The 20,300-nt window shown below is 40.6% G+C and carries 21 protein-coding genes and 1 pseudogene; 16 read left to right on the top strand and 6 right to left on the bottom strand.

The features are described from left to right. Positions 1 to 310: 310 nt before the first annotated feature. From HW279_RS06560 to HW279_RS06540, 5 genes are all read right to left on the bottom strand, one after another. On the bottom strand, positions 311 to 823 hold the full coding sequence (locus tag HW279_RS06560) for a gamma carbonic anhydrase family protein (protein ID WP_178958396.1): 513 nt from the start codon (positions 821 to 823) through the stop codon (positions 311 to 313). Further along, a complete protein-coding gene (locus HW279_RS06555) occupies positions 804 to 1,031 on the bottom strand; it encodes a DUF3820 family protein (RefSeq protein WP_009414122.1) in 228 nt (75 codons plus the stop codon). The genes HW279_RS06560 and HW279_RS06555 overlap by 20 nt, the downstream gene beginning before the upstream one ends. A 48-nt stretch (positions 1,032 to 1,079) precedes the next feature. Then, positions 1,080 to 2,213, bottom strand: a complete 1,134-nt coding sequence (gene bioB, locus HW279_RS06550; RefSeq protein WP_178958395.1) for a biotin synthase BioB — start codon at positions 2,211 to 2,213, stop codon at positions 1,080 to 1,082. Positions 2,214 to 2,616: 403 nt separating this feature from the next. Continuing rightward, the gene (cmk, locus tag HW279_RS06545) at positions 2,617 to 3,291 is read right to left on the bottom strand and encodes a (d)CMP kinase (protein ID WP_178958394.1); all 675 of its coding nucleotides are present in this window, start codon (positions 3,289 to 3,291) and stop codon (positions 2,617 to 2,619) included. 31 nt (positions 3,292 to 3,322) lie between these two features. Continuing rightward, entirely contained in the window at positions 3,323 to 3,808 is a 486-nt protein-coding gene (locus tag HW279_RS06540) for a hypothetical protein (protein ID WP_178958393.1), read from the bottom strand. A gap of 835 nt (positions 3,809 to 4,643) precedes the next feature. Here HW279_RS06540 and HW279_RS06535 point away from each other — a divergent pair. The 9 genes from HW279_RS06535 (at position 4,644) to HW279_RS06495 (ending at position 11,827) form a co-directional block, all read left to right on the top strand. Next, complete coding sequence (locus tag HW279_RS06535) at positions 4,644 to 5,672, top strand: rod shape-determining protein (RefSeq protein WP_002675473.1); 1,029 nt, start codon at positions 4,644 to 4,646, stop codon at positions 5,670 to 5,672. 35 nt (positions 5,673 to 5,707) lie between these two features. Next, a complete protein-coding gene (gene mreC, locus HW279_RS06530) occupies positions 5,708 to 6,544 on the top strand; it encodes a rod shape-determining protein MreC (RefSeq protein WP_015782539.1) in 837 nt (278 codons plus the stop codon). Next, a complete protein-coding gene (mreD, locus tag HW279_RS06525) occupies positions 6,541 to 7,047 on the top strand; it encodes a rod shape-determining protein MreD (RefSeq protein WP_015782538.1) in 507 nt (168 codons plus the stop codon). Before mreC ends, mreD begins: the two co-directional genes overlap by 4 nt. After that, entirely contained in the window at positions 7,044 to 8,903 is a 1,860-nt protein-coding gene (gene mrdA, locus HW279_RS06520) for a penicillin-binding protein 2 (protein WP_002675470.1), read from the top strand. The genes mreD and mrdA overlap by 4 nt, the downstream gene beginning before the upstream one ends. Further along, positions 8,903 to 9,454: a Maf-like protein gene (locus HW279_RS06515; RefSeq protein WP_178958392.1), complete on the top strand. Its 552-nt coding sequence runs from the start codon at positions 8,903 to 8,905 to the stop codon at positions 9,452 to 9,454. Before mrdA ends, HW279_RS06515 begins: the two co-directional genes overlap by 1 nt. Before the next feature lie 177 nt (positions 9,455 to 9,631). Further along, complete coding sequence (locus HW279_RS06510) at positions 9,632 to 10,078, top strand: polymer-forming cytoskeletal protein (RefSeq protein ID WP_015782535.1); 447 nt, start codon at positions 9,632 to 9,634, stop codon at positions 10,076 to 10,078. Next, a complete protein-coding gene (locus HW279_RS06505) occupies positions 10,029 to 10,271 on the top strand; it encodes an AtpZ/AtpI family protein (RefSeq protein ID WP_016479667.1) in 243 nt (80 codons plus the stop codon). The genes HW279_RS06510 and HW279_RS06505 overlap by 50 nt, the downstream gene beginning before the upstream one ends. Continuing rightward, a complete protein-coding gene (locus HW279_RS06500) occupies positions 10,261 to 10,644 on the top strand; it encodes a hypothetical protein (protein ID WP_178958391.1) in 384 nt (127 codons plus the stop codon). Before HW279_RS06505 ends, HW279_RS06500 begins: the two co-directional genes overlap by 11 nt. Positions 10,645 to 11,485: 841 nt before the next feature. After that, complete coding sequence (locus tag HW279_RS06495; RefSeq protein ID WP_009417595.1) at positions 11,486 to 11,827, top strand: TM2 domain-containing protein; 342 nt, start codon at positions 11,486 to 11,488, stop codon at positions 11,825 to 11,827. 80 nt (positions 11,828 to 11,907) lie between these two features. On the opposite strand, the gene HW279_RS11135 is transcribed toward HW279_RS06495, so the two are convergent. Next, positions 11,908 to 12,075 carry a hypothetical protein gene (locus tag HW279_RS11135; protein ID WP_255495791.1) on the bottom strand — a complete coding sequence of 56 codons (168 nt, stop codon included), beginning with the start codon at positions 12,073 to 12,075 and terminating at the stop codon, positions 11,908 to 11,910. Here HW279_RS11135 and HW279_RS11130 point away from each other — a divergent pair. The 7 genes and pseudogenes from HW279_RS11130 to HW279_RS06460 all read left to right on the top strand — a co-directional run. Continuing rightward, a pseudogene (locus tag HW279_RS11130) lies at positions 11,996 to 12,235 on the top strand (DUF2752 domain-containing protein); the annotation flags it as partial. The gene HW279_RS11135 and the pseudogene HW279_RS11130 sit on opposite strands and share 80 nt — an antisense overlap. Further along, complete coding sequence (locus HW279_RS06485) at positions 12,232 to 12,663, top strand: hypothetical protein (protein WP_178958389.1); 432 nt, start codon at positions 12,232 to 12,234, stop codon at positions 12,661 to 12,663. The pseudogene HW279_RS11130 and the gene HW279_RS06485, both read left to right, overlap by 4 nt. Next, positions 12,663 to 13,475, top strand: a complete 813-nt coding sequence (locus HW279_RS06480; RefSeq protein ID WP_178958388.1) for a M48 family metallopeptidase — start codon at positions 12,663 to 12,665, stop codon at positions 13,473 to 13,475. The genes HW279_RS06485 and HW279_RS06480 overlap by 1 nt, the downstream gene beginning before the upstream one ends. A gap of 2 nt (positions 13,476 to 13,477) precedes the next feature. Continuing rightward, positions 13,478 to 13,909, top strand: coding sequence for a Holliday junction resolvase RuvX (gene ruvX / locus HW279_RS06475; protein ID WP_178958387.1), 432 nt, complete (start codon positions 13,478 to 13,480; stop codon positions 13,907 to 13,909). Positions 13,910 to 13,933: 24 nt separating this feature from the next. Further along, positions 13,934 to 16,036 (top strand): glycoside hydrolase family 97 protein, encoded by a 2,103-nt coding sequence (locus HW279_RS06470; RefSeq protein ID WP_178958386.1) that lies wholly within the window; start codon positions 13,934 to 13,936, stop codon positions 16,034 to 16,036. Positions 16,037 to 16,038: 2 nt separating this feature from the next. Further along, positions 16,039 to 18,063 (top strand): glycoside hydrolase family 65 protein, encoded by a 2,025-nt coding sequence (locus tag HW279_RS06465; protein ID WP_178958385.1) that lies wholly within the window; start codon positions 16,039 to 16,041, stop codon positions 18,061 to 18,063. Next, positions 18,056 to 20,113 (top strand): S9 family peptidase, encoded by a 2,058-nt coding sequence (locus tag HW279_RS06460; RefSeq protein WP_178958384.1) that lies wholly within the window; start codon positions 18,056 to 18,058, stop codon positions 20,111 to 20,113. Before HW279_RS06465 ends, HW279_RS06460 begins: the two co-directional genes overlap by 8 nt. Positions 20,114 to 20,300: the final 187 nt, after the last annotated feature.

The raw sequence follows: 20,300 nt of genomic DNA, 5'->3' as shown, positions 1-20,300 counted from the left end.
ACTACTTTTATGCTAATACACAAAAATAATACTATAAAATCAAAAAAGTCCAGTGTGTAGCACACTGGACTTTTATATGTAAAACTAACTAATTCACTTGTGAAGAAAAGGTAACAACTATTAAAAACACTAAAAAAGAATACAGACTTCACAAGGAATCGCAAACGAAATATAAAGACTTTACTACTATTATATTCCTTTACTAATAGTGGGGCAAAGGTATATATTATTTTGAATACATCCAAATAAATAGTAGAATAATTTTAAATAACATATATTTAATACTGATAATCAATATGTAACATATTGTCTATTTTTCTATCCAACTTGCATATTTAGGATAGTTTAGGGCAGTTCGCTCGATGAGAGTTTTCTGTTCATCGGTAATATTTTTGAGTTTTTTAGCAGGAACGCCAGCATAGAGGCTCCCTTTTTCTATATGGGTATTAGGAGGTACTACAGATCCCGCAGCTACAATGCTATGGCTTTCTACCACACATCCGTCCATTACAATACTTCCCATACCTATAAGCACATCATCTTCGATAGTACAGCCGTGTACAATAGCGTTATGCCCTATGGACACGCGATTGCCAATGGTTGTGGGGTGTGTTTGATAGGTAGCGTGAATCACTACACCATCTTGGATATTGGTGTCATCACCTATGCAAATAGTGTTTACATCGCCACGAATAACCGCATTATACCACACCGTACAGCGGTTGCCTAAGTGCACATCACCACCGGTAAGGGTAGCATTTTCAGCAAAAAAGCAACCTTCCCCGAAGGTAGGTTGCTTTCCGTTAACTTTCTTGACTAACATATTCTTTTAGTTTATCTATTATCTCTTGTAGACCATTAGTTTTTATCTCGAAAGTAGTAGCCAATAGCATTCCTAATTTTCCTTTGGGAAATCCTTGGGTGCTAAACCACTCGAGGTAATAGGAAGGCAAATCAGCAATCATAGTACCCTTGTACTTGCCATAGGGCATTGGGGTTGTGATGATTTCTTTGAGAATTTCGGGGGACATAGAATTAGAAAATTAGGAAATTAGATAATTAGAAAATTAGCAGATTTACTAATGTGCTATTTTAACCATCTTCCTCTTTCCTTCGTTGCGCTCTATTTTATGGTTAGGGCGCGTCCATTTAGGGTTTTCGCCTAAGGAATGATATTGAGAATCTTCTGCTTCTACGGTGTGTGGTTGTGGATGCGTTTCAAAAGGTTTCTGAATACGCATACCGAGTACGCCGAGCATTTGCATATCCTCATTGATATCGGGGTTAGGAGTGGTGAGGAGCTTATCGCCTGCGAAGATAGAGTTGGCTCCCGCAAAGAAACAGAGAGCTTGTCCTTCTTGGCTCATTTGGGTACGACCTGCAGAAAGGCGCACTTGCGATTGTGGCATCACAATACGCGCGGTAGCTACCATACGTACCATCTCGAAGATATCTACGGGCTCACAGTCTTCCAAAGGTGTTCCTTCTACGGGCACTAAGGCATTGATAGGCACCGACTCGGGTTGTGGATTGAGCGTAGAAAGCGCTACGAGCATTCCGGCGCGGTCTTCGAGTGATTCACCCATACCAATAATCCCTCCACTGCACACAGTGATATTAGTTTTGCGCACGTTGTCAATCGTTTTGAGGCGGTCGTCATAACTACGGGTAGAAATGATTTCTTTGTAGTATTCTTCTGACGTATCGAGGTTGTGATTGTAAGCATACAAGCCTGCTTCCGCCAAACGTTTGGCTTGATTTTCGGTAAGCATACCGAGTGTACAGCACACTTCCATATCCAGCTTATTGATAGTACGCACCATTTCGAGCACCTGTTCAAATTCGGGACCATCTTTTACGTTACGCCACGCTGCCCCCATACACACACGTGAAGCTCCTGCTGATTTAGCACGAAGGGCTTGGGCTTTTACGTGAGTAACACTCATCATATCGGCGTTTTCTATCTTTACTTCGGTTTCGTAACGCGCCGATTGCGGACAGTAAGCACAGTCTTCGGAGCAACCTCCGGTTTTAATAGAGAGTAGTGTAGAGACTTGTACCGAGTTAGGGTCGTGATATTTACGGTGCACGGTAGCGGCTTCGTAGAGCAACTCCATTAGGGGTTTATTATAAATAGCCATTATTTCTTCTTTCGTCCAATTATGACGGGTTTCGGCATTGCTACAGCCACACGTATGTTGATTTTCGCACATAGTTCTTTTCTTTATTTCGGGGGCAAAGATACAAAACAATTGACAATTGACAATTAACAATTGACAAATACTAAGATTTTTTGCACTTGTTCCTCTATAGTAAGAAAAAATACAAAGCAATTGACAATTGACAAATGCTAAGATTTTTTGCACTTGTTCCTCTATAGTAAGAAAAAATACAAAGCAATTGACAATTGACAAATGCTAAGATTTTTTGCACTTGTTCCTCTATAGTAAGAAAAAATACAAAGCAATTGACAATTGACAAATGCTAAGATTTTTTTGCACTTGTTCCTCTATAATAAGAAAAAATACAAAGCGATTGACAATTAACAATTGACAAATACTAAGATTTTTTGCACTTGTTCCTGTATAGTAAGAAAAAATACAAAGCGATTGACAATTAACAATTGACAAATGCTAAGATTTTTTGTACTTGTTCCTGTATAGTAAGATTAGTATTATCAATTACTATGGCATCATTGGCTTTTTTGAGGGGTGACTCCTTGCGGGTAGTATCGATATGGTCACGGTGCTGGATATTGGCAAGTACTTCGTCGAACGATGCTTTATCGCCTTTGGCTTGTAACTCTTTATAACGGCGCTGGGCGCGCACTTGTTCGCTAGCGGTCATAAATATTTTAAGTTCAGCATTCGGGAATACCGTTGTACCTATATCGCGTCCGTCCATTACAATACCTTTGTCTTTACCCATTTTGCGTTGTAAGTCTACTAAGTAAGTGCGCACTTCGGGTTGTTTGGCGACTTCGCTCACCCAATTGGCTATTTCAATACCGCGTATTTCGTTTTCGATATTCTTACCGTCTAAATAAATTTCAGAAAATCCCAACTTAGGGTTGTAGACAAACTTTATTTCCGACTTTCGCAGGGCTTTCATCAGGGGTTTTACTTCGATGCCCGAAGTAGAAACATAGCCTTTTTCTAAGGCTAAATAAGTAACGGCGCGGTACATCGCACCTGTATCAATATAGACGTAGCCCAACGCTTTGGCTACGGCTTTGGCAGTAGTACTCTTTCCTGTTGAGGAATAGCCGTCAATGGCAATGATAATATTCATTAGTGTTTAGTTATTAGTTTTTAATCGTTAGTTATTTGTAGAGTGATGGGGCTATTTCTATTTCGGTTACAACTTTTTTATTTTTATCGTAGTAATAATAGTACAGTGTTATATTGTTATCAATGAAAAAGCGCATCTTTTGGCGATTGCTTTTTAGGTTTTGTACAATAGCTTCCTTAGCTGCTGATGCGTCAAACTCTACTTCTTCGGAATCGAAATTAAAAAGGGTTACATAATACCCCATAGTTTTTTCTCCTTTTAGGGCAACACTATCTAAGCGCACTCCCTCTTCTATTATTTGTGGCAACTGCCGGTTTATTTCGGCTACTTGATTCTTCATTTCATCGGTAACTAAATCGTTTTTAGCTTTTGAAAAGAAGGAGCTTGTGAGATAGCGCGTCGTAAAAAATGCCACTAAAAATACCACAACAAAAGACACCACACCCACTATTAGTGCCATAATGTTTTTAGTGCGGTTGTTCTTTCGAGATTCCTGAGTGTTAAGAAAATCGTTCATTTTTATCTCTTTTTAACGCTACAAAGATATAAAACAAAATGCAAACTGCAATGCCCTAATGCGTTTTTATCTTAAAAAAATACAACTATCTAATGATAAATACTTAAAAACAATGAGATAGGAGAATTTGGAAATGAGAAAATGAGAAAATGAGAAAATGGGGTATGAGCTACAAGAAAAGTGCTAGCGGAGGGATTGTAAATTTATTCAACTTTGCCAAAGGTCGTAGCACGACGGGCAATTAACTTAGGCAAAGTGTGTACTGCAAAGATGATGTGTTGGGACTATTAAGAGAATCCGAAGGATATCGGAAGAGTTCGGAAGAGGTGATTCAGATGAAAGGTAAAAAATGAGCTGTAATTTGGGTGGGGTTAGCTTATAGAGAGCTTATAGGAAGCTTATACGAATCTTGGACGATTGGTATAGAAAGGATATATAAATAATTGATTAATAATACTATACAACAACGCTAAAAATGTTAAAAACAGGGTTTCGAGGCGAAAGAAAAGGGAATGAGTAATGGATAAGAATAAGGACTCGGAGCTTACTCAGAAGTCGGTGAGCTATTGTAGAACGCTATGCGAGATTAGAAATTAGTTTTACGTATACCCAAAAGATGTTATATTATATCGAATAGACATTATTTAATAGAAATTCATATGAACTGATAAACAGCAAGATAAGAGGCAGTTAGCTATAAAGTTTTAAGAAAAAGTGTAAGAATATTTGTGCAGGTCAAAAAAAAATCGTAAAATTGCACCCGCAAAAAGTAGTGTCTACAAAACACTTAAATAACTGATTTATAAGGTAAATATATAATAGAAAGAAAAATAATATGGGTTTTTTTGATTTCTTGACAGAAGAAATAGCCATTGATTTGGGTACTGCGAACACCCTCATTATTCACAATGACAGGGTAGTGATTGATAGTCCATCGATTGTAGCAATAGATAGGACAACCAGAAGAATTATAGCCGTAGGTAGAGAAGCACGGCTAATGCAAGGGAAAACACACCCTAATATCACCACTGTTCGTCCGCTAAAAGACGGGGTAATTGCCGACTTTGACGCTTCGGAACAGATGATAGGAATGCTCATTAAGAGTATACCTGCGTTGCGCAAACGCTTTTTCTCGCCTTCGTTGCGTATGGTAGTTTGTATCCCCTCAGGAATTACCGAGGTGGAAACGCGTGCGGTACGCGAGTCGTGCGAACGTGTGAACGGTAAGGATATTTACCTCGTACACGAACCGATGGCAGCGGCTATTGGTATAGGGCTTGACATTATGCAACCTAAGGGTAATATGATTATCGACATAGGTGGGGGAACTACCGAGATTGCGGTGATTGCCTTAGGGGGTATTGTATGCGACAAGTCAGTAAAAATTGCAGGGGATATTTTCAACTCGGATATTGTGCACTATATGCGTACGCAACACAACCTTTACGTAGGGGAAAGTACTGCTGAAAACATTAAGATGACCGTAGGAGCTGCTACTGAAGACCTTGATGCCCCACCAGATGATATTATGGTACAAGGGCGTGACCTGCTCACCGGTAAACCTAAGCAAGTGCAAGTATCCTACCGCGAAATGGTGAAAGCACTGGATAAATCTATTCTTCGTATAGAAGATGCTATAATGGAGACACTTTCGCAAACGCCTCCTGAATTGGCTGCCGACATCTATAATACAGGTATCTATATGGCAGGAGGTGGCTCGATGTTGCGAGGGTTAGACAAACGTATTTCTATGAAAACTGACTTACCTGTATACGTAGCCGAAGACCCTTTGCGTGCCGTAGTACGTGGAACAGGTATCACTCTAAAAAATATTAACAAATTCAGAAGTATTTTATTAAAGTAAAGATAGATAGAGGTAAGAGATAAGAAACAAGAGGTATGAACCAAATCATTCAATTCTTTATGAGGTCGAGGGACTTTTTTGTGTTCCTCGCACTGTTCTTATGCGCTATTGGTTTGGTTTTTAACAGTAATTATTATCCTCAGAGTGCTTACATAAACTCAGCGAATGCAGTGTCGGGTAGGCTTTACAGTTTCACAGACTATTGGGCACAATATTTTAGCTTACGCGGTCAGAACGAAACTCTTACTGAGGAGAATAGAGCTCTGCGCTCACAACTGTTACGGATGGAACAACAAATCCGCAATATATCTCTTGTAGATTCGGTGTCATTTCCCACTACCGATTCACTAAAATACAAGGTACTTAAAGCAAATGTGATAAAAAATAGTTTCCGTTTAAAAAACAACTACCTCACTATCGACAAAGGTACGAAAGACGGTGTAAAGCAAGATATGGGAGTGCTCTCGCCACAAGGAGTTGTGGGAATAATAGAGAATACTTCGGAGAGGTTTGCTACTGTACAAAGTGTACTGAATACTAGGTCGGCACTGAATGCAATGGTGAAGCGCACACAACACTTTGGTTCATTGCGTTGGGATACCAGAGAGGTGAATAAAGTACAGCTGTTAGAAGTACCTAATATAGCCCCTATACAGAATGGAGATACGATTGTAACAGGGGGTATGTCGAACATATTCCCCAAGGGAATTCCTATTGGCAGGATAGTTCATTTTGAAAAGAGCAAAAAAGATAATACGTATATCATTGATGTAAAGCTATTTGCTGATATGTCGAACCTTGAATATGTATATATTATTGAAGATAGAGATAGAGCAGCCGTTTCTGAGTTAGAAAAACAGAATCCAAAATGAGTCACCCAGTAGTAAGAAATGTATATTTATTTGTATTCTTAGTGTTGTTGCAGGTACTCATCTTCAACAATGTGGAGTATTGGGGCTATGTAAACCCAATGGTTTACATAGTGTTTATACTGCTATTGCCCTATCGTGAAAACAGGACACCTTCATTGGTAGCGGCATTTTTAATAGGGTTGTGTATAGACATTTTTTCTAATACGGGAGGGTTGCACGCTGCCAGTAGTGTACTCATAGCTTATTTGCGTAATCCGATACTACTAACAGTATTTGGCAAGAATTTTGAGTATCAAGAATTGGATTTGCTCGCTTATCCGTTTTCCAAGATTTTTAGTTATACAACCTTGATGGTGGTAGTGCATCACACACTGTTTTATTTCTTAGAAGTCTTTAACTTCAATCACTTGTTTCTTACATTAGCAAAGATTGTAGGAGCATCTATCTTCACTATCATCGTTTGTTTGCTATTCATCTATCTGTTTAGTAAAAATAAGAAATGAGAAAATATCTGTTGCCCATTATCATTCTTTTTGTGGCAGTGGTGTTCTTAGTACGGTTATTCTTCTTACAAGTAATATTTCACGAGGAAAATACAGGAATTGACAACATTGCTATTGAAACGGTATACGATTACCCCGAACGCGGGTATATTTACGACCGTAATGGAGAACTATTGGTATCGAACCAACCTGCCTATGACGTGATGGTTGTGCCCAGTGAAGTGAAAACTCTCGATACTTTAGAGCTTTGTGGACTCCTTGAAATCAGTAAAGAAGAGTTTAGGGAACGACTCATAAAAGCAAGTGATTACTCACGCAAAAAACCTTCAGTAATCGTGCACCAGCTCTCCAAAGACGATTATGCTGTTCTACAAGAAAAATTGCGCAAGTTTCAAGGATTTTATATACAGAAGCGAATGCTCCGCAGTTACCTCACCCACAATGCGGGGAATGTATTGGGATATATCAGCGAGGTAAATGAATGGGAACTAAAAAAGAACCCTTATTACTTAGCTGGTGAACTGATAGGGCGCAGTGGGGTAGAAAAACAATACGAGGAATTCTTACGAGGTAAAAAAGGTGTACAATTCTTCCAAAAGGACAAACACAACGCTGCCATTGAACGCTATAAAAATGGCGCAATGGATACTTTGCCTATCACTGGACAACCTTTGCAACTAACCATAGACATCAATTTGCAAGCCTATGGCGAAATGCTGATGCAACACAAACACGGCGGAATCGTAGCTATAGAACCTAAAACAGGTGAGATTCTCGCATTGATATCAGCGCCTACTTTTGACCCAGCTCTGTTGGTAGGACGTGAACGTTCTAAAAACTACACAGCCCTTTATAACGATTCGATTGCTAAACCTCTTTACGACCGCACACTATTAGCAGAATACCCACCAGGGTCGCCATTTAAAGTAATAAACGCACTAATAGGCTTACAGGAAGGTGTGATAACACCAGGTAGTGTGTTCAGCTGTGGAGGAGGTTATCGTTTTGGAGGGCGTATAATGCGTTGCCACTGCGGGCGCAGTTCTAATGACTTATTACACGGGATAGCTTTTTCTTGTAACTCTTATTTTGCGAATACCTATAAGCGTGCTATTGATATGAAAACCACTTCGGCAGTGGGTATGGACAAGTGGAATGCTCACGTACGAAGTTTTGGATTGGGAAGCTTTTTAGGTGCTGACTTACCGACGGGACGTGCAGGGAAAGTACCTAATACTGCTTTATATGACAAACAATATGGTAAAGGTCGCTGGAATGGCACAACCAATATCTCTAACGCTATTGGGCAAGGAGAATTGCTCACCACTCCTATACAGCTTGCTAATGTGATGGCAGCCATCGCTAATAGAGGTTATTACTATACCCCTCATATCGTAAAAAAAATAGATAATAAAATTACTCCATTTCAAGAGTATACCGTTGCTAAACACACTACGATAGCCCCTAAGAACTTTGAACCTGTGATTAGAGGTATGAATATGGCATATGAGCAAGGTACTGCACGCCGTACCCAAATTGAAGGTATTAATATTGCTGCTAAAACAGGTACCGCCGAAAACTTTATAAAAGTGAATGGCAAGCGTATGCAACTTACTGACCACTCTATATTCGTAGCTTTTGCTCCCATAGAAGACCCTAAGATTGCTATTGCCGTATTTGTGGAAAACGGGTATTACGGAGCACGAGTAGCTGCTCCCATCGCCTCACTAATGATTGAAAAATACCTAAAAGGGGAAGTATACCGCTGTGACCTCGAAAAGCAAATGCTCGAAAAGAGTCTTGAAGACGAATATATGAAGCCTTATAGCGGATTGCCTTTTACCATCAACCGATAATGAAAAAGATTATATTAGCATCAGGTTCACCGCGCCGTCAGCAGTTCCTGAAAGAATTAGATATCCCTTATGAGGTAGTCCTCAAACCCATAGACGAAACCTACCCTAAACACTTAAAGCGAGAGCAAATCACGGACTATCTCGCCCAGCTGAAAGCTACGCCCTTTGCGGGTGAAATACCTACGGATTGTGTGCTTCTCACCTCTGATACTATTGTGTGGCACGAAGGTAAAGCCCTTGGTAAACCCAAAGACGCTACCGAAGCTTTTGCAATGTTGCGTTCGCTCTCGGGGAAGACTCACGAGGTAATTACCTCTATATGTTTTACTACCAATGAAAAGCAAATAACGGAACACTGTATTACGAAAGTAACCTTTAAAGAGCTTTCCGATGAGGAAATAACCTATTACATCAGTCACTATCAGCCTTTTGACAAAGCAGGAGCTTACGGTATACAGGAGTGGATAGGACATATAGGAGTTACCGCTATTGAAGGCTCTTATAACAACGTAATGGGACTACCTACGCACTTAATTAAAGAACAAATATAAAAACAAGTAAACTCTGGTAATTCTTGAATTTTACCAGAGTTTTTTCTTATATACTAATTAGCTTAAACTATTAAAAAACAATTTATTAAGAAAAATAATAAAAAAAGAATTATTAAAAAAATTGCAGTTTAAAAATATTTATTGTACTTTTGGGGCTGTATTTAAATAGAAATACAAATGGCTATATTTAATAAAGAGAGAGATAATAAAAAGATTATTATGGCAGCAGAAAATCCCACAGGAAGTAGCAACCGTATTGTTACTGAAACAAAATTCAAAGGAGAAATCAATTCAAAATCAGATTTTAGAATTGATGGTGAAGTGGAAGGAACTTTCCAAACTTCAGGTAAATTAGTAGTAGGCAGAACCGGTGTGATAAAAGGCACTGTGATTTGCGAAAACGCCGATATTGAAGGTAAAATAACAGGTACCCTCAAAGTGAGTAGTATTTTAAGTTTAAAATCTACTGCAGTTGTAGAAGGCGAAGTGTACGTAGATAAGCTTTCTATAGAACCAGGAGCGGTATTTAACGTTTCTTGCTCGATGAAAGGAGGCAAAAACAGCTTTACCATCAATGAAAAACCACAAGCACCAGTTACAGCCGAAAAACAACCACCTAAATAAGTGGATTACCTTTTCACAAATAGGGCTACAAATGGCTATTACCATAGCCATTTGTAGCTTTTTTGGTGTTTGGTTAGACGGTAAATTTCCTAATGAGTACTCTCTATGGACAGTGGTATGTTCGCTTTTTGGGGTATTTGGAGCTATGTATTCAGTAATTAAGAAAGCCCAACAGATGAGCGATGAAGAGTAACATACTCCTGTTTGTAAAATATTTATTATTGCTTATTGCCGGAGGGGTAGGACTCTTTTGGCTATATAATTATTGCGTAAACACAGAGGGCATTAGTTTGTATTATTCGCTAAATACCTTGCTCATCTTCCATTGTGGTTTATCTTTCTTCTTATTTAGTATTATCTTCATTGTAAACAAAAGGCGCAAACAGCACACTGCTTTTGCTTTTATGGCGGGCTTTGTATTGCGTTTTGTAGCCGTAGTAATTCTCTCACTTCCAATGGTAAAAACTGTAAGTCCTTCTCCTTTATACGAAATGCTCTTCATCTTATTGCCTTCTTTTTATTTTACAACCATAGAAGCTGTATTAGCGATTCGGTTGATAAAATAAGCACAAGCCAAGCGGGTAGAAAATTAGAAAATTTGGAAATTTGGAAATTAGCAAATGGGGTAAATGCCAATAATGCCAGAAATACCAGAAATGCCAATAATACCACCAAGAGGAATGGACGGGTCGGACAGGTCAGAGGAGGGGTTAGAGGATTCGGAAGGAAACGGAGGAGTTCGGAAGGGCGTGTTGAGGTAAGAGGTAAAAAATGAGCTGTAATTTGGGTGGCGTTAGCTTATAGAGAGCTTATAGGAAGCTTATACGAATCTTGGACGATTGGTATAGAAAGGGTATATAAATAATTGATTAATAATATAATACAACAATGCCAAAAACGCCAAAAAGAGGGTTTCGAGGCGAAAGAAAGGGAATCCTCACCCCGTCCCTCTCCCAAGGAGAGGGGGAGTGTTGTGACGGAAAGGAGAAGGGATAATTAGAGAATTAGCAAAATTGAAAATGAGAAAATGGGTGATGTGGGGGGGCTTAGGTCATAGGCACTAGGGAGGGTATGACGGGAAAGGGGGAATATGGTGACGGAAAAGGGAAGAAATGACGAGTGATGAATAACGAAGATAATGTGAGGATATAGCACGACGGACAGAGACAAGCTACACGAACGGGGAACAAATGACGAGGGACGAGAGGCGAATGATGAAGGTAAGGCGATGGTAAGATAAGGGAAAAGTAAAGATTGAGTGTTGCTATTTTGTAGAAAAATTCCTTGTTAAAGACACTATTTGTGAATTTGAATGAGAAGTATAACTTTTTTTGTTAAAATATTAGGCAATATCAAAAAAATGGTGTAATATTGCGCCATAATTTTAATCTCATAATTTTACACACTATGGATGCACAAAAAGTGGATATGTTTATCGTAACTAACGGTAAATTTTTCAGACCTGAAATCGTCCCTCAAATTCGTGAAAAGCTTCTTTCTTTGGACGAATCAAAATGGGTGATGCTACAAACGATACAGTTTAAAGACCCTACTACTTCTCTCCTCATTTCTATTTTTGCAGGACATTTGGGCATTGACCGTTTCTACATAGGCGATGTAGGTATGGGAGTTGGTAAATTGCTTACTTGTGGTGGTTTGGGTATTTGGACGATTGTGGACTGGTTCCTAATTATGGACGCTACAAGAGACAAAAATGCGGAATTATTAGCTTCAGCACTTAGTTATTAATTGACGACTAAAAAGTTCTATACTTTCATCACACTCCTATGTCTTGCCTGTTGGGGGTGGCTACTTAGCCACTATGTTTTTCACGGGCAGGACATAGGGGTTACTGTTTGTACAATAAAGAATGTTACGGGGTACCCCTGTCCGTCGTGTGGTACCACGCGGTCGGTTGAGGCTTTTTTTGAAGGACACTGGGGAGAGGCATTACTAACCAATCCGCTTGGGGTATTGGCATCGGTATTACTTATCATTACTCCGTTGTGGTTACTTTATGATTTATGCAGAAAGAAAACTACTTTGCAGGGAGCTTACATAAAGTTTGAAAAATTCTTTAAACACCCTTACGTGTATATTCCCTTTTTTATTCTCATAGTACTGAACTGGATTTGGAATATTTATAAAGGTTTATGATAGAAACTAAACAATTAAACGAACGCATCAGCGATGGTGACAAGGAGCGCGCTGCCAATAGCTATATAATGTCGATAGTGGCTATTATGGCGGGAATGCCTTTGCCTATCATCAATCTACTGGCTACCATATTCTTTCTGGTGGCACATCGCAAAGGCTCTTATTTTGTGCGTTGGCATTGTTATCAAGCCTTCGTTTCACAACTCTTCTTATTTTTTGTAAACACCACTACTTTCTGGTGGACTGTATCAATAGTATTGGGGAGCAATTTAGTAACTAATGCTTATATTGCTTGGCTGATTGTAGCCTTTATCTTTAATGTCTATGAAATTATAGGCACGTTTTATTCTGCCATAAAAATACGCAAGGGCGAACATTTATCGTGGTGGTTTTACGGTGATATTGTAGATTTAATAGTGAAAAAATAATGAATAAAGTAATATCAAGAGGCACTATTTTACTGTGTGTTTTCTTTGGCGGTTGGTTTTTACTGCAACAAGTAAACTGGTTGGGGATTTTTAAGATTAACCCGCTGATAAGGAATGAATATGTGAAGAAAATAGAGGTGAAGCTGGGAGAAATGATGTTTGAGGACTTCACGAGCAGAAACTCGGTGGTAGACGATAGCCTTGCGGTAGCGACTATCGACAGTATGGTGACCAAAATATGTGATGCTAATAACATCGACCGGAAGGAGCTGAAAGTGTACTTATTAGATAGTGAAGAGGTAAATGCTTTTGCTTTGCCTAATCACCAACTGATGATTTATACAGGACTTGTAAAAAAGACCTCAAGCCCAGAAGCCCTTTGTGGGGTGATTGGGCACGAGCTGGCGCATATTGAAAAAGATCACGTAATGCAGTCGCTTGTAAGAGAATTAGGGATAGGCACTTTGTTTGCTATTATTTCGGGGCGGTCAGACCTTTCGATGATTACAGAAGTAGGCAGAATCGTGTCTTCGAGTGCTTTTAACCGAAATATGGAAAAAGAAGCCGACCTTGTGGGACTTACCTATATACAAAATGCGAAGATAGACCCTAAACCTTTTGCTGAGTTTATAGGAGTCATAGATGATGAGAATACTCCGCCTTCGGCATTTAAATGGGTAAGCACTCACCCTTTCCCGAAGGATAGGAAAGAGTATTTGCTACAAAATATCGGTAAACAGCGAACTAACTACAAGCCTGTTATCTCTTCATCTACTTGGGAGACATTTAAGGAAATCATAGAGGAAGAATAATTATGCGACTCTTAGCTATAGACTACGGAACCAAACGCACAGGAATTGCTGTAACCGACCCCTTGCAAATCATCGCTTCAGGGCTTTGCACAGTAGAAACCCCTACCCTACTCGCTTTCCTAAAACAATACACTGCCGAGGAAGCCGTAGAAGCTTTTGTGATTGGGCAACCTAAACGACTCAACAACGAAGACTCTAGCATAGAAACTCACATTCAGCAGTTCATAACACAATTGCAAAAAGAATTCCCCTCAATCCCTATCCACCGTCAAGACGAGCGGTTTACCTCCAAACTTGCTTTCCAAACAATGATTGATAGCGGACTAAAAAAGAAACAACGCCAGAACAAAGCGCTGATAGATGAGATAAGTGCTACCATTATCTTACAAGAATTTCTTTCAGGGAGAGCCAATGAGTGGTCAAGCAAAAGATAAAATCACGATAAAAATATTTAACCAATGAAAAAGTTTATTATCACTATTGTATGTATGTTTTGTTGTGCACCTCTTCTATTTGCACAAACTCTTTCATCTCCTAACGGGAACCTCAAACTCTCATTTCGGCTTACTGAAAAAGGCACGCCTACTTATGCCTTAACTTTCAAAGGCAAAACAGTCATCAGCGAGAGTGCTCTGGGGTTTGTAATCAACCAAAAGGAGGATTTCAACAGCAATTTTGAAATCACAGATGTTCAATTTGCTGAAGCTAATAGTGTATGGCAACCCGTATTGGGCGAAAACAAAGAAATACGCGACCATCACAAAGAAATGTTAGTACACCTCTCTCAGAAAAACAACGGACGACAATTGCTCTTGCGTTTTCGCTTATTCAACGACGGTTTAGGTTTCCGGTATGAGTTCCCCTTGCAAGACAACTTCCGTCACTTTAGAATTCAAGAAGAGCTTACTGTTTTCCAACTCTCGGGTAACCACAAGGCTTTTTGGATTCCCGCTGACTACGACACCAATGAGTTTCCTATTACCACTTCTGCTATTTCGGAAATTCCAAAACTTATAGATAAAGTGCGCAAAGAGCCGTTGGCTACCAAAACACCTACTCCCAATGTAGCCGTACAAACTCCCTTGATGCTCAAATCGAGTGATGGATTGTACATCAATCTGCACGAAGCTGCTTTGGTAAATTACCCTTCAATGATGCTCAACGTCAATGCTGTCGAACATCAGTTATCAGCTCATTTAGTCCCCGATAAGAATGGGGTAAAAGGCTATATTCAAACGGGTAGCGTAACACCGTGGCGCACGATAGTAGTAAGCGATGATGCCCGTGATATTTTAGCTTCTAACCTTATCCTCAATCTCAACGAACCCTGTAAAATCGCCGATACTTCTTGGATTCACCCTACTAAATACATAGGCGTTTGGTGGGAGTATTTCATAGGAGGCGGTAGTACGTGGGCTTACTCCGATGATCGCGATATTACCATTGGCGTTACCGATTACCAAAAACTCAAACCTAACGGACATCACGGTGCTAATACCGATCACGTGAAGAAATACATCAATTTTGCCGCTCAACACGGTTTTGACGCCGTTCTTGTGGAAGGTTGGAACGAAGGCTGGGAAGATAACTATGCTTACGACAAAGAGCGCATCTACAGCTTTACCAAAGCCTACCCCGATTTTGATGTACAAGCACTACACCAATACACCGCTTCCAAAGGAGTAAAACTAATTATGCACCACGAAACGACCTACTCCGTAGTGGATTACGAACGCCACCTGCACGAGGCTTTCCGATTTATGAACGACAACGGTTACGACGCCGTGAAAACAGGTTATGTTGGACCTATCATTCCGCGCAGCGAATACCACGACGGACAATGGATGGTAAACCACTACAACTATGTAGCCGAAACCGCTGCTAAGTACCGCATAATGGTCAATTCTCACGAGGCGGTGAGACCTACCGGTATGAGCCGTACTTACCCTAACTGGGTAGCCCAAGAGAGTGCACGCGGTACCGAATTTGAGTCGTTCAACGGCAATCGCCCCGAACATACTACTATCCTCCCCTTCACCCGCTTAATGGGTGGCGCTATGGACTATACCCCTGGTATTTTTGAAGGCGATTTGAGCCGATATGGCAATAACAAAGCCAAACTCAGCACTACCCTCGTGAAGCAGTTGGCGCTCTACGTAACAATGTACAGTCCGTTGCAAATGGCAGCCGACTTGCCTGAGAACTACGAAAAACACCTCGATGCTTTCCAATTCATCAAAGATGTAGCAGCCGACTGGGATAATACTTACATTTTAGAAGCCGAACCTAGCGATTACATCACCATTGCCCGCAAAGCCAAAGGTAAAAACGAGTGGTTCGTGGGCGCTATCACCGATGAAAACGCCCGTGAAGCTCTCGTCGATTTCAGTTTTCTACCCAAAGGAAAAACCTATACCGCTACCCTCTACACCGACGGTAAAAATGCCGATTGGCGTACAAATCCCAATAGTTACTCCATCAAAACAATGAAAGTAACTCAAAAAACCAAACTCAAACAATGCCTTGCTCCCAGTGGTGGCTTGGCTATAAGTATCAAGTGATTATGAAACAATTCTTTTTCATTATAGGCTTCATTTGCTGTGCTTCACTGAATGCTCAAGACCCGTGGCTACTCAAAGCAGAGACCATCAACCCCGCTAACTATTACGGGGTTACAATAGGCAATGGAATGATAGGGATGCGTTCTTCTGCCACTCCTCTACAAATAGACCAAGTAATCATAGCTGGGCTGTACGATTACGGCAAAAGTAGAGTTGTTTCGGCTATGCCTAATATCAATCCATTACAACTGAGAATGGCTATTGATTACGAGGATATCAACACTCATTCCGTTAGTGATTTTACTCAAGAATTAGAGTTGCGCAATGGGGCGTTCACAGGACACTTCAGTTTTAAAAACAAAGCTAAAGTATCCTACACTTATTATGCTTTAAGGCACTTGCCTCACACCTTGCTGTTAGACATCAGCATTACCCCTTTGCGCGATATTACACTTCTGGCAGAGAACATTCTAACCACTCCCAATGGCTTCCGCAACCCTCAAAACTACTTCAATGAAATCAATCCGCCTCACGCTCATATTCCACTGCTCACTACGGTGGCTCAAACACCAGCAGAGAATGCAAAAGTAGCAGTGAGTAACGCTTTCCTTTTCGACAAAAAATATGGTAACGCTCCCCAAATATTGCACGAAATGAGGGACTACAACAGTCACCTAATGCAATTCACTCATAAACTAAAAGCAGGCGAAACCTATTCTTTCTCACTAATTGGCAACCTAATAAGCTCTCAGCACTCTGCCGACCCTTATAATCAAGCCGAAAGACTCTGTACTTATGCTTTCTTGCAGGGACACGAGGCGCTACTTGCAGGACATAACAAACAGTGGGCAAAACTCTGGGAAAGCAACATTGAGATTGAGGGAGATGCACAGGCTAATCAGGACATCCACAATATGTTATACCACTTATACGCTTCGGTAAGTGAGCTCCATTCCTTTTCTCTTTCTCCTTATGGGTTAAGCCACACAGGGTATATGGGACACATATTTTGGGATACCGAAATGTGGATGTATCCCCCTTTGTTATTATTGCACCCCGAAATAGCTAAAAACCTCCTTAACTATCGCTATCAAAGGTTAGAACGCGCCCAACACAACGCTGCTCTACACAGTTATCAAGGAGCGATGTTTCCTTGGGAAAGTGCCACATCAGGAGAAGAAGATACCCCCGTATGGGCACTCACAGGTACTTATGAGCACCACATCACTGCCGATGTAGCTATAGCTGTATGGAATTACTATTGTGTAACTAAGGATAAAGAGTGGTTGCGTCGCATAGGCTATCCCATTTTAGAAAGTACCGCTACCTTTTGGCAAAGCCGAGTGAGTGAACAAGCTCCCTATCAAATTAAAAACGTAGTATGTGCCGATGAATGGGCTGAAAATGTAGATAACAACGCCTATACCAATGCAGCTGCTAAACTGAATTTGCTCTACGCTACTGCTGCTGCTAAAGTATTAGGGATAAAAGCTAACCCTCAATGGAAAACCATAGCCGAACAGCTCGTTTTCAGCACAATGGATAATGGCGTAACCCGTGAACACGATAGCTATACAGGGCAATTCATCAAACAAGCCGATGTAAACCTACTGGCTTATCCGTTAAAAGTAATTACCGACAAAAAGCAAATACACAAAGATTTAGAGTATTACAAAGACAAAGTGCCTTACAACGATACCCCTGCTATGACACAAGCTATATTCTCTCTCTTATACAGCCGATTGGGCGACCGTGAAAAGGCTTATAAGTATTTCACCGAAGCTTATCACCCTAACCTCTTGCCTCCTTTTAGAGTAATGGCTGAAACCAAAAATGGTAAGACACCTTATTTCCTCACTGGAGCAGGAGGTGTACTACAAACAGTGATGATGGGCTTTGGCGGTTTAGATATATCCGAAGAAAAAGGTATACAACAACTGAAAACTGTAATGCCCACACATTGGAGAAAAATCACTTTAAAAGGCATCGGAATTGACAAAAAAACATATATCATATCAAATGAATAAACCTCACTCACTCCCCCCTAAAGCTAAACAAATACCCCATATATTCAACGAATTTGGCAATAAGCGCACCGATAATTACTATTGGCTGCGCGAGCGCGAAAACCCTGAAGTTATTGCTTATTTAGAAGCCGAAAATGCCTACTATCAGGCGGAAACAGCACACACCAAACCTTTGCAAGAAACGCTCTTTGCCGAAATGAAAAGCCGCATCAAAGAGAACGATAGTTCTGTGCCTTATTGCTACAACGGTTATTGGTATCAAACTCGTTATGAAGAAGGTAAGGATTACCCTATTTATGTGCGCTACAAAAAAACGCTCGAAGCTCCCGAAGAAATTCTTTTTGATTGTAATGCAATGGCTAAAGGTAAAGCCTATTTTCACCTCGATAGCTTTGCCATAAGCGACGATAATCAGTGGGCTGTTTTTGGGGTAGATACAGTATCTCGTAGGCAATATACGCTGCAAATCAAGAACCTCAGCACAGGTGAAATACTGCCCTATAAAATCAAAAATACAAACGGACAAGCGATTTGGGCAGCCGATAATCGTACCATTTTCTACGTGAAGAACAACCAGCAAACCCTGCGTTCTTTTAAAGTATACCGCCATATTTTAGGTACTGACCCCAAAGAAGATGTACTGATTTTCCACGAAAAAGACGATACTTTCGATGTGTTCGTCTACCGCGAGAAGTCTCGCAAATATCTCGTGATAGGCAGTGAGAGTACTCTTACATCCGAATATCAAATCCTCCCTGCCAATACCCCTCACGAGCCTTTCAAAGTATTCCAACCCCGCACACGTGGCTTAGAGTACGATATAGCTCATTATAAGGACTATTTTTATATCCTTACCAATAAAGACGGTGCGACCAACTTCAAACTGATGCGTACCCCCGAAAGTGCTACAACTTCCGAGCATTGGGAAGAGGTAATAGCCCATCGTCCCGAAGTACGCCTCAACGATATCGAGATTTTTAAAGATTTCTTGGTAGTCGAAGAAGTGTACAACGGCTTAGAACGCATACAAATGCGCTCTTGGGATGGCTCAAAAACGCATTACCTCCCCTTTGATAGCGAAACTTATACCGCCTATACTACCCAAAATATAGATTTCAACACCGAGTGGCTCCGCTATAACTACCAATCATTGGCAACACCTGCCTCTATTATAGAATACAATATGCGCACTGGCGAAGAGTGTATACTAAAAGAACAAGAGGTATTAGGCGGGAACTTCAACAAAGATAATTATATAGAAGAACGCCTTTGGGCAACTGCCCCCGACGGAGTAAAAGTTCCTATTTCGCTCATCTACCGCAAAGACATAGTGAAAAACGGGCAAAATCCTTTGTTACTGTACGGTTATGGCTCGTACGGAGTAACCATCAATCCTTATTTTTCTACCACTCGTTTGAGCTTGTTAGACCGCGGTTTTATCTATGCTATTGCACATATCCGCGGAGGAGAGTATTTAGGTCGCCAATGGTATGAAGATGGCAAACTCCTCAAAAAGAAAAACACATTTACCGATTTTATCGCTTGTTCTCAGTACCTCATCGCCGAAGGCTACACCTCTCCCGAACATCTATTTGCCGAAGGTGGCTCGGCTGGAGGTTTGCTAATGGGTGCCGTGGTGAATATGGCACCGCAATTGTATAAGGGCATTATCGCATCTGTACCTTTTGTGGATGTAGTAACCACAATGCTGGACGACAGTATTCCACTCACTACGGGCGAATACGACGAGTGGGGAAATCCTAACGTGCCTGAATACTATGAGTATATGCTCTCCTACTCGCCTTACGATCAAGTGCGCGCCCAAGCCTATCCTGCAATGTACGTGAGTACCGGTTTGCACGACTCACAAGTACAGTACTGGGAGCCTGCCAAATGGGTAGCCAAACTGCGAGAACTCAAAACCGACGACCATCCGCTGTATTTAGACACCAATATGGAAGCTGGTCACGGCGGTGCTTCAGGACGTTTTGAAGCCCTAAAAGAAACCGCAAAAGAATATGCTTTTTTACTGGAATTAGAGAAAAAATAGATAAACATAAAAAGGAATGTTTGTGTAAACATTCCTTTTTCTGAAAAAATACTAAGCTTCTTAGTGTTATTCTTCGTAGAATTGAATATCGGTTATCCCTATCCAATTAGAGGTTGCATTATCTTTATTGACAAAGTCACCCAAAGCTAAACGGATAAGAGGAACCGCTTTCTTGAAGGTAATGATA

This window comes from Capnocytophaga sp. oral taxon 903, assembly GCF_013394785.1.
Classification (GTDB): domain Bacteria; phylum Bacteroidota; class Bacteroidia; order Flavobacteriales; family Flavobacteriaceae; genus Capnocytophaga; species Capnocytophaga ochracea.
This window is presented reverse-complemented; position numbering and strand designations above follow the sequence as displayed.

What these genes read in the sequence shown, in the direction of transcription:
- cmk (WP_178958394.1), bottom strand. Translation starts at nt 3,291, where the DNA reads ATGAATATTATCATTGCCATTGACGGCTATTCCTCAACAGGAAAGAGT.
- HW279_RS06470 (WP_178958386.1), top strand. Translation starts at nt 13,934, where the DNA reads ATGAAAAAGTTTATTATCACTATTGTATGTATGTTTTGTTGTGCACCT.
- HW279_RS06515 (WP_178958392.1), top strand. Translation starts at nt 8,903, where the DNA reads ATGAAAAAGATTATATTAGCATCAGGTTCACCGCGCCGTCAGCAGTTC.
- ruvX (WP_178958387.1), top strand. Translation starts at nt 13,478, where the DNA reads ATGCGACTCTTAGCTATAGACTACGGAACCAAACGCACAGGAATTGCT.
- HW279_RS11135 (WP_255495791.1), bottom strand. Translation starts at nt 12,075, where the DNA reads ATGATAAGTAATACCGATGCCAATACCCCAAGCGGATTGGTTAGTAAT.
- HW279_RS06460 (WP_178958384.1), top strand. Translation starts at nt 18,056, where the DNA reads ATGAATAAACCTCACTCACTCCCCCCTAAAGCTAAACAAATACCCCAT.
- HW279_RS06560 (WP_178958396.1), bottom strand. Translation starts at nt 823, where the DNA reads ATGTTAGTCAAGAAAGTTAACGGAAAGCAACCTACCTTCGGGGAAGGT.
- mrdA (WP_002675470.1), top strand. Translation starts at nt 7,044, where the DNA reads ATGAGAAAATATCTGTTGCCCATTATCATTCTTTTTGTGGCAGTGGTG.
- HW279_RS06510 (WP_015782535.1), top strand. Translation starts at nt 9,632, where the DNA reads ATGGCTATATTTAATAAAGAGAGAGATAATAAAAAGATTATTATGGCA.
- HW279_RS06495 (WP_009417595.1), top strand. Translation starts at nt 11,486, where the DNA reads ATGGATGCACAAAAAGTGGATATGTTTATCGTAACTAACGGTAAATTT.
- HW279_RS06505 (WP_016479667.1), top strand. Translation starts at nt 10,029, where the DNA reads ATGAAAAACCACAAGCACCAGTTACAGCCGAAAAACAACCACCTAAAT.
- HW279_RS06485 (WP_178958389.1), top strand. Translation starts at nt 12,232, where the DNA reads ATGATAGAAACTAAACAATTAAACGAACGCATCAGCGATGGTGACAAG.
- HW279_RS06535 (WP_002675473.1), top strand. Translation starts at nt 4,644, where the DNA reads ATGGGTTTTTTTGATTTCTTGACAGAAGAAATAGCCATTGATTTGGGT.
- bioB (WP_178958395.1), bottom strand. Translation starts at nt 2,213, where the DNA reads ATGTGCGAAAATCAACATACGTGTGGCTGTAGCAATGCCGAAACCCGT.
- mreC (WP_015782539.1), top strand. Translation starts at nt 5,708, where the DNA reads ATGAACCAAATCATTCAATTCTTTATGAGGTCGAGGGACTTTTTTGTG.
- HW279_RS06465 (WP_178958385.1), top strand. Translation starts at nt 16,039, where the DNA reads ATGAAACAATTCTTTTTCATTATAGGCTTCATTTGCTGTGCTTCACTG.
- HW279_RS06555 (WP_009414122.1), bottom strand. Translation starts at nt 1,031, where the DNA reads ATGTCCCCCGAAATTCTCAAAGAAATCATCACAACCCCAATGCCCTAT.
- HW279_RS06540 (WP_178958393.1), bottom strand. Translation starts at nt 3,808, where the DNA reads ATGAACGATTTTCTTAACACTCAGGAATCTCGAAAGAACAACCGCACT.
- mreD (WP_015782538.1), top strand. Translation starts at nt 6,541, where the DNA reads ATGAGTCACCCAGTAGTAAGAAATGTATATTTATTTGTATTCTTAGTG.
- HW279_RS06500 (WP_178958391.1), top strand. Translation starts at nt 10,261, where the DNA reads ATGAAGAGTAACATACTCCTGTTTGTAAAATATTTATTATTGCTTATT.
- HW279_RS06480 (WP_178958388.1), top strand. Translation starts at nt 12,663, where the DNA reads ATGAATAAAGTAATATCAAGAGGCACTATTTTACTGTGTGTTTTCTTT.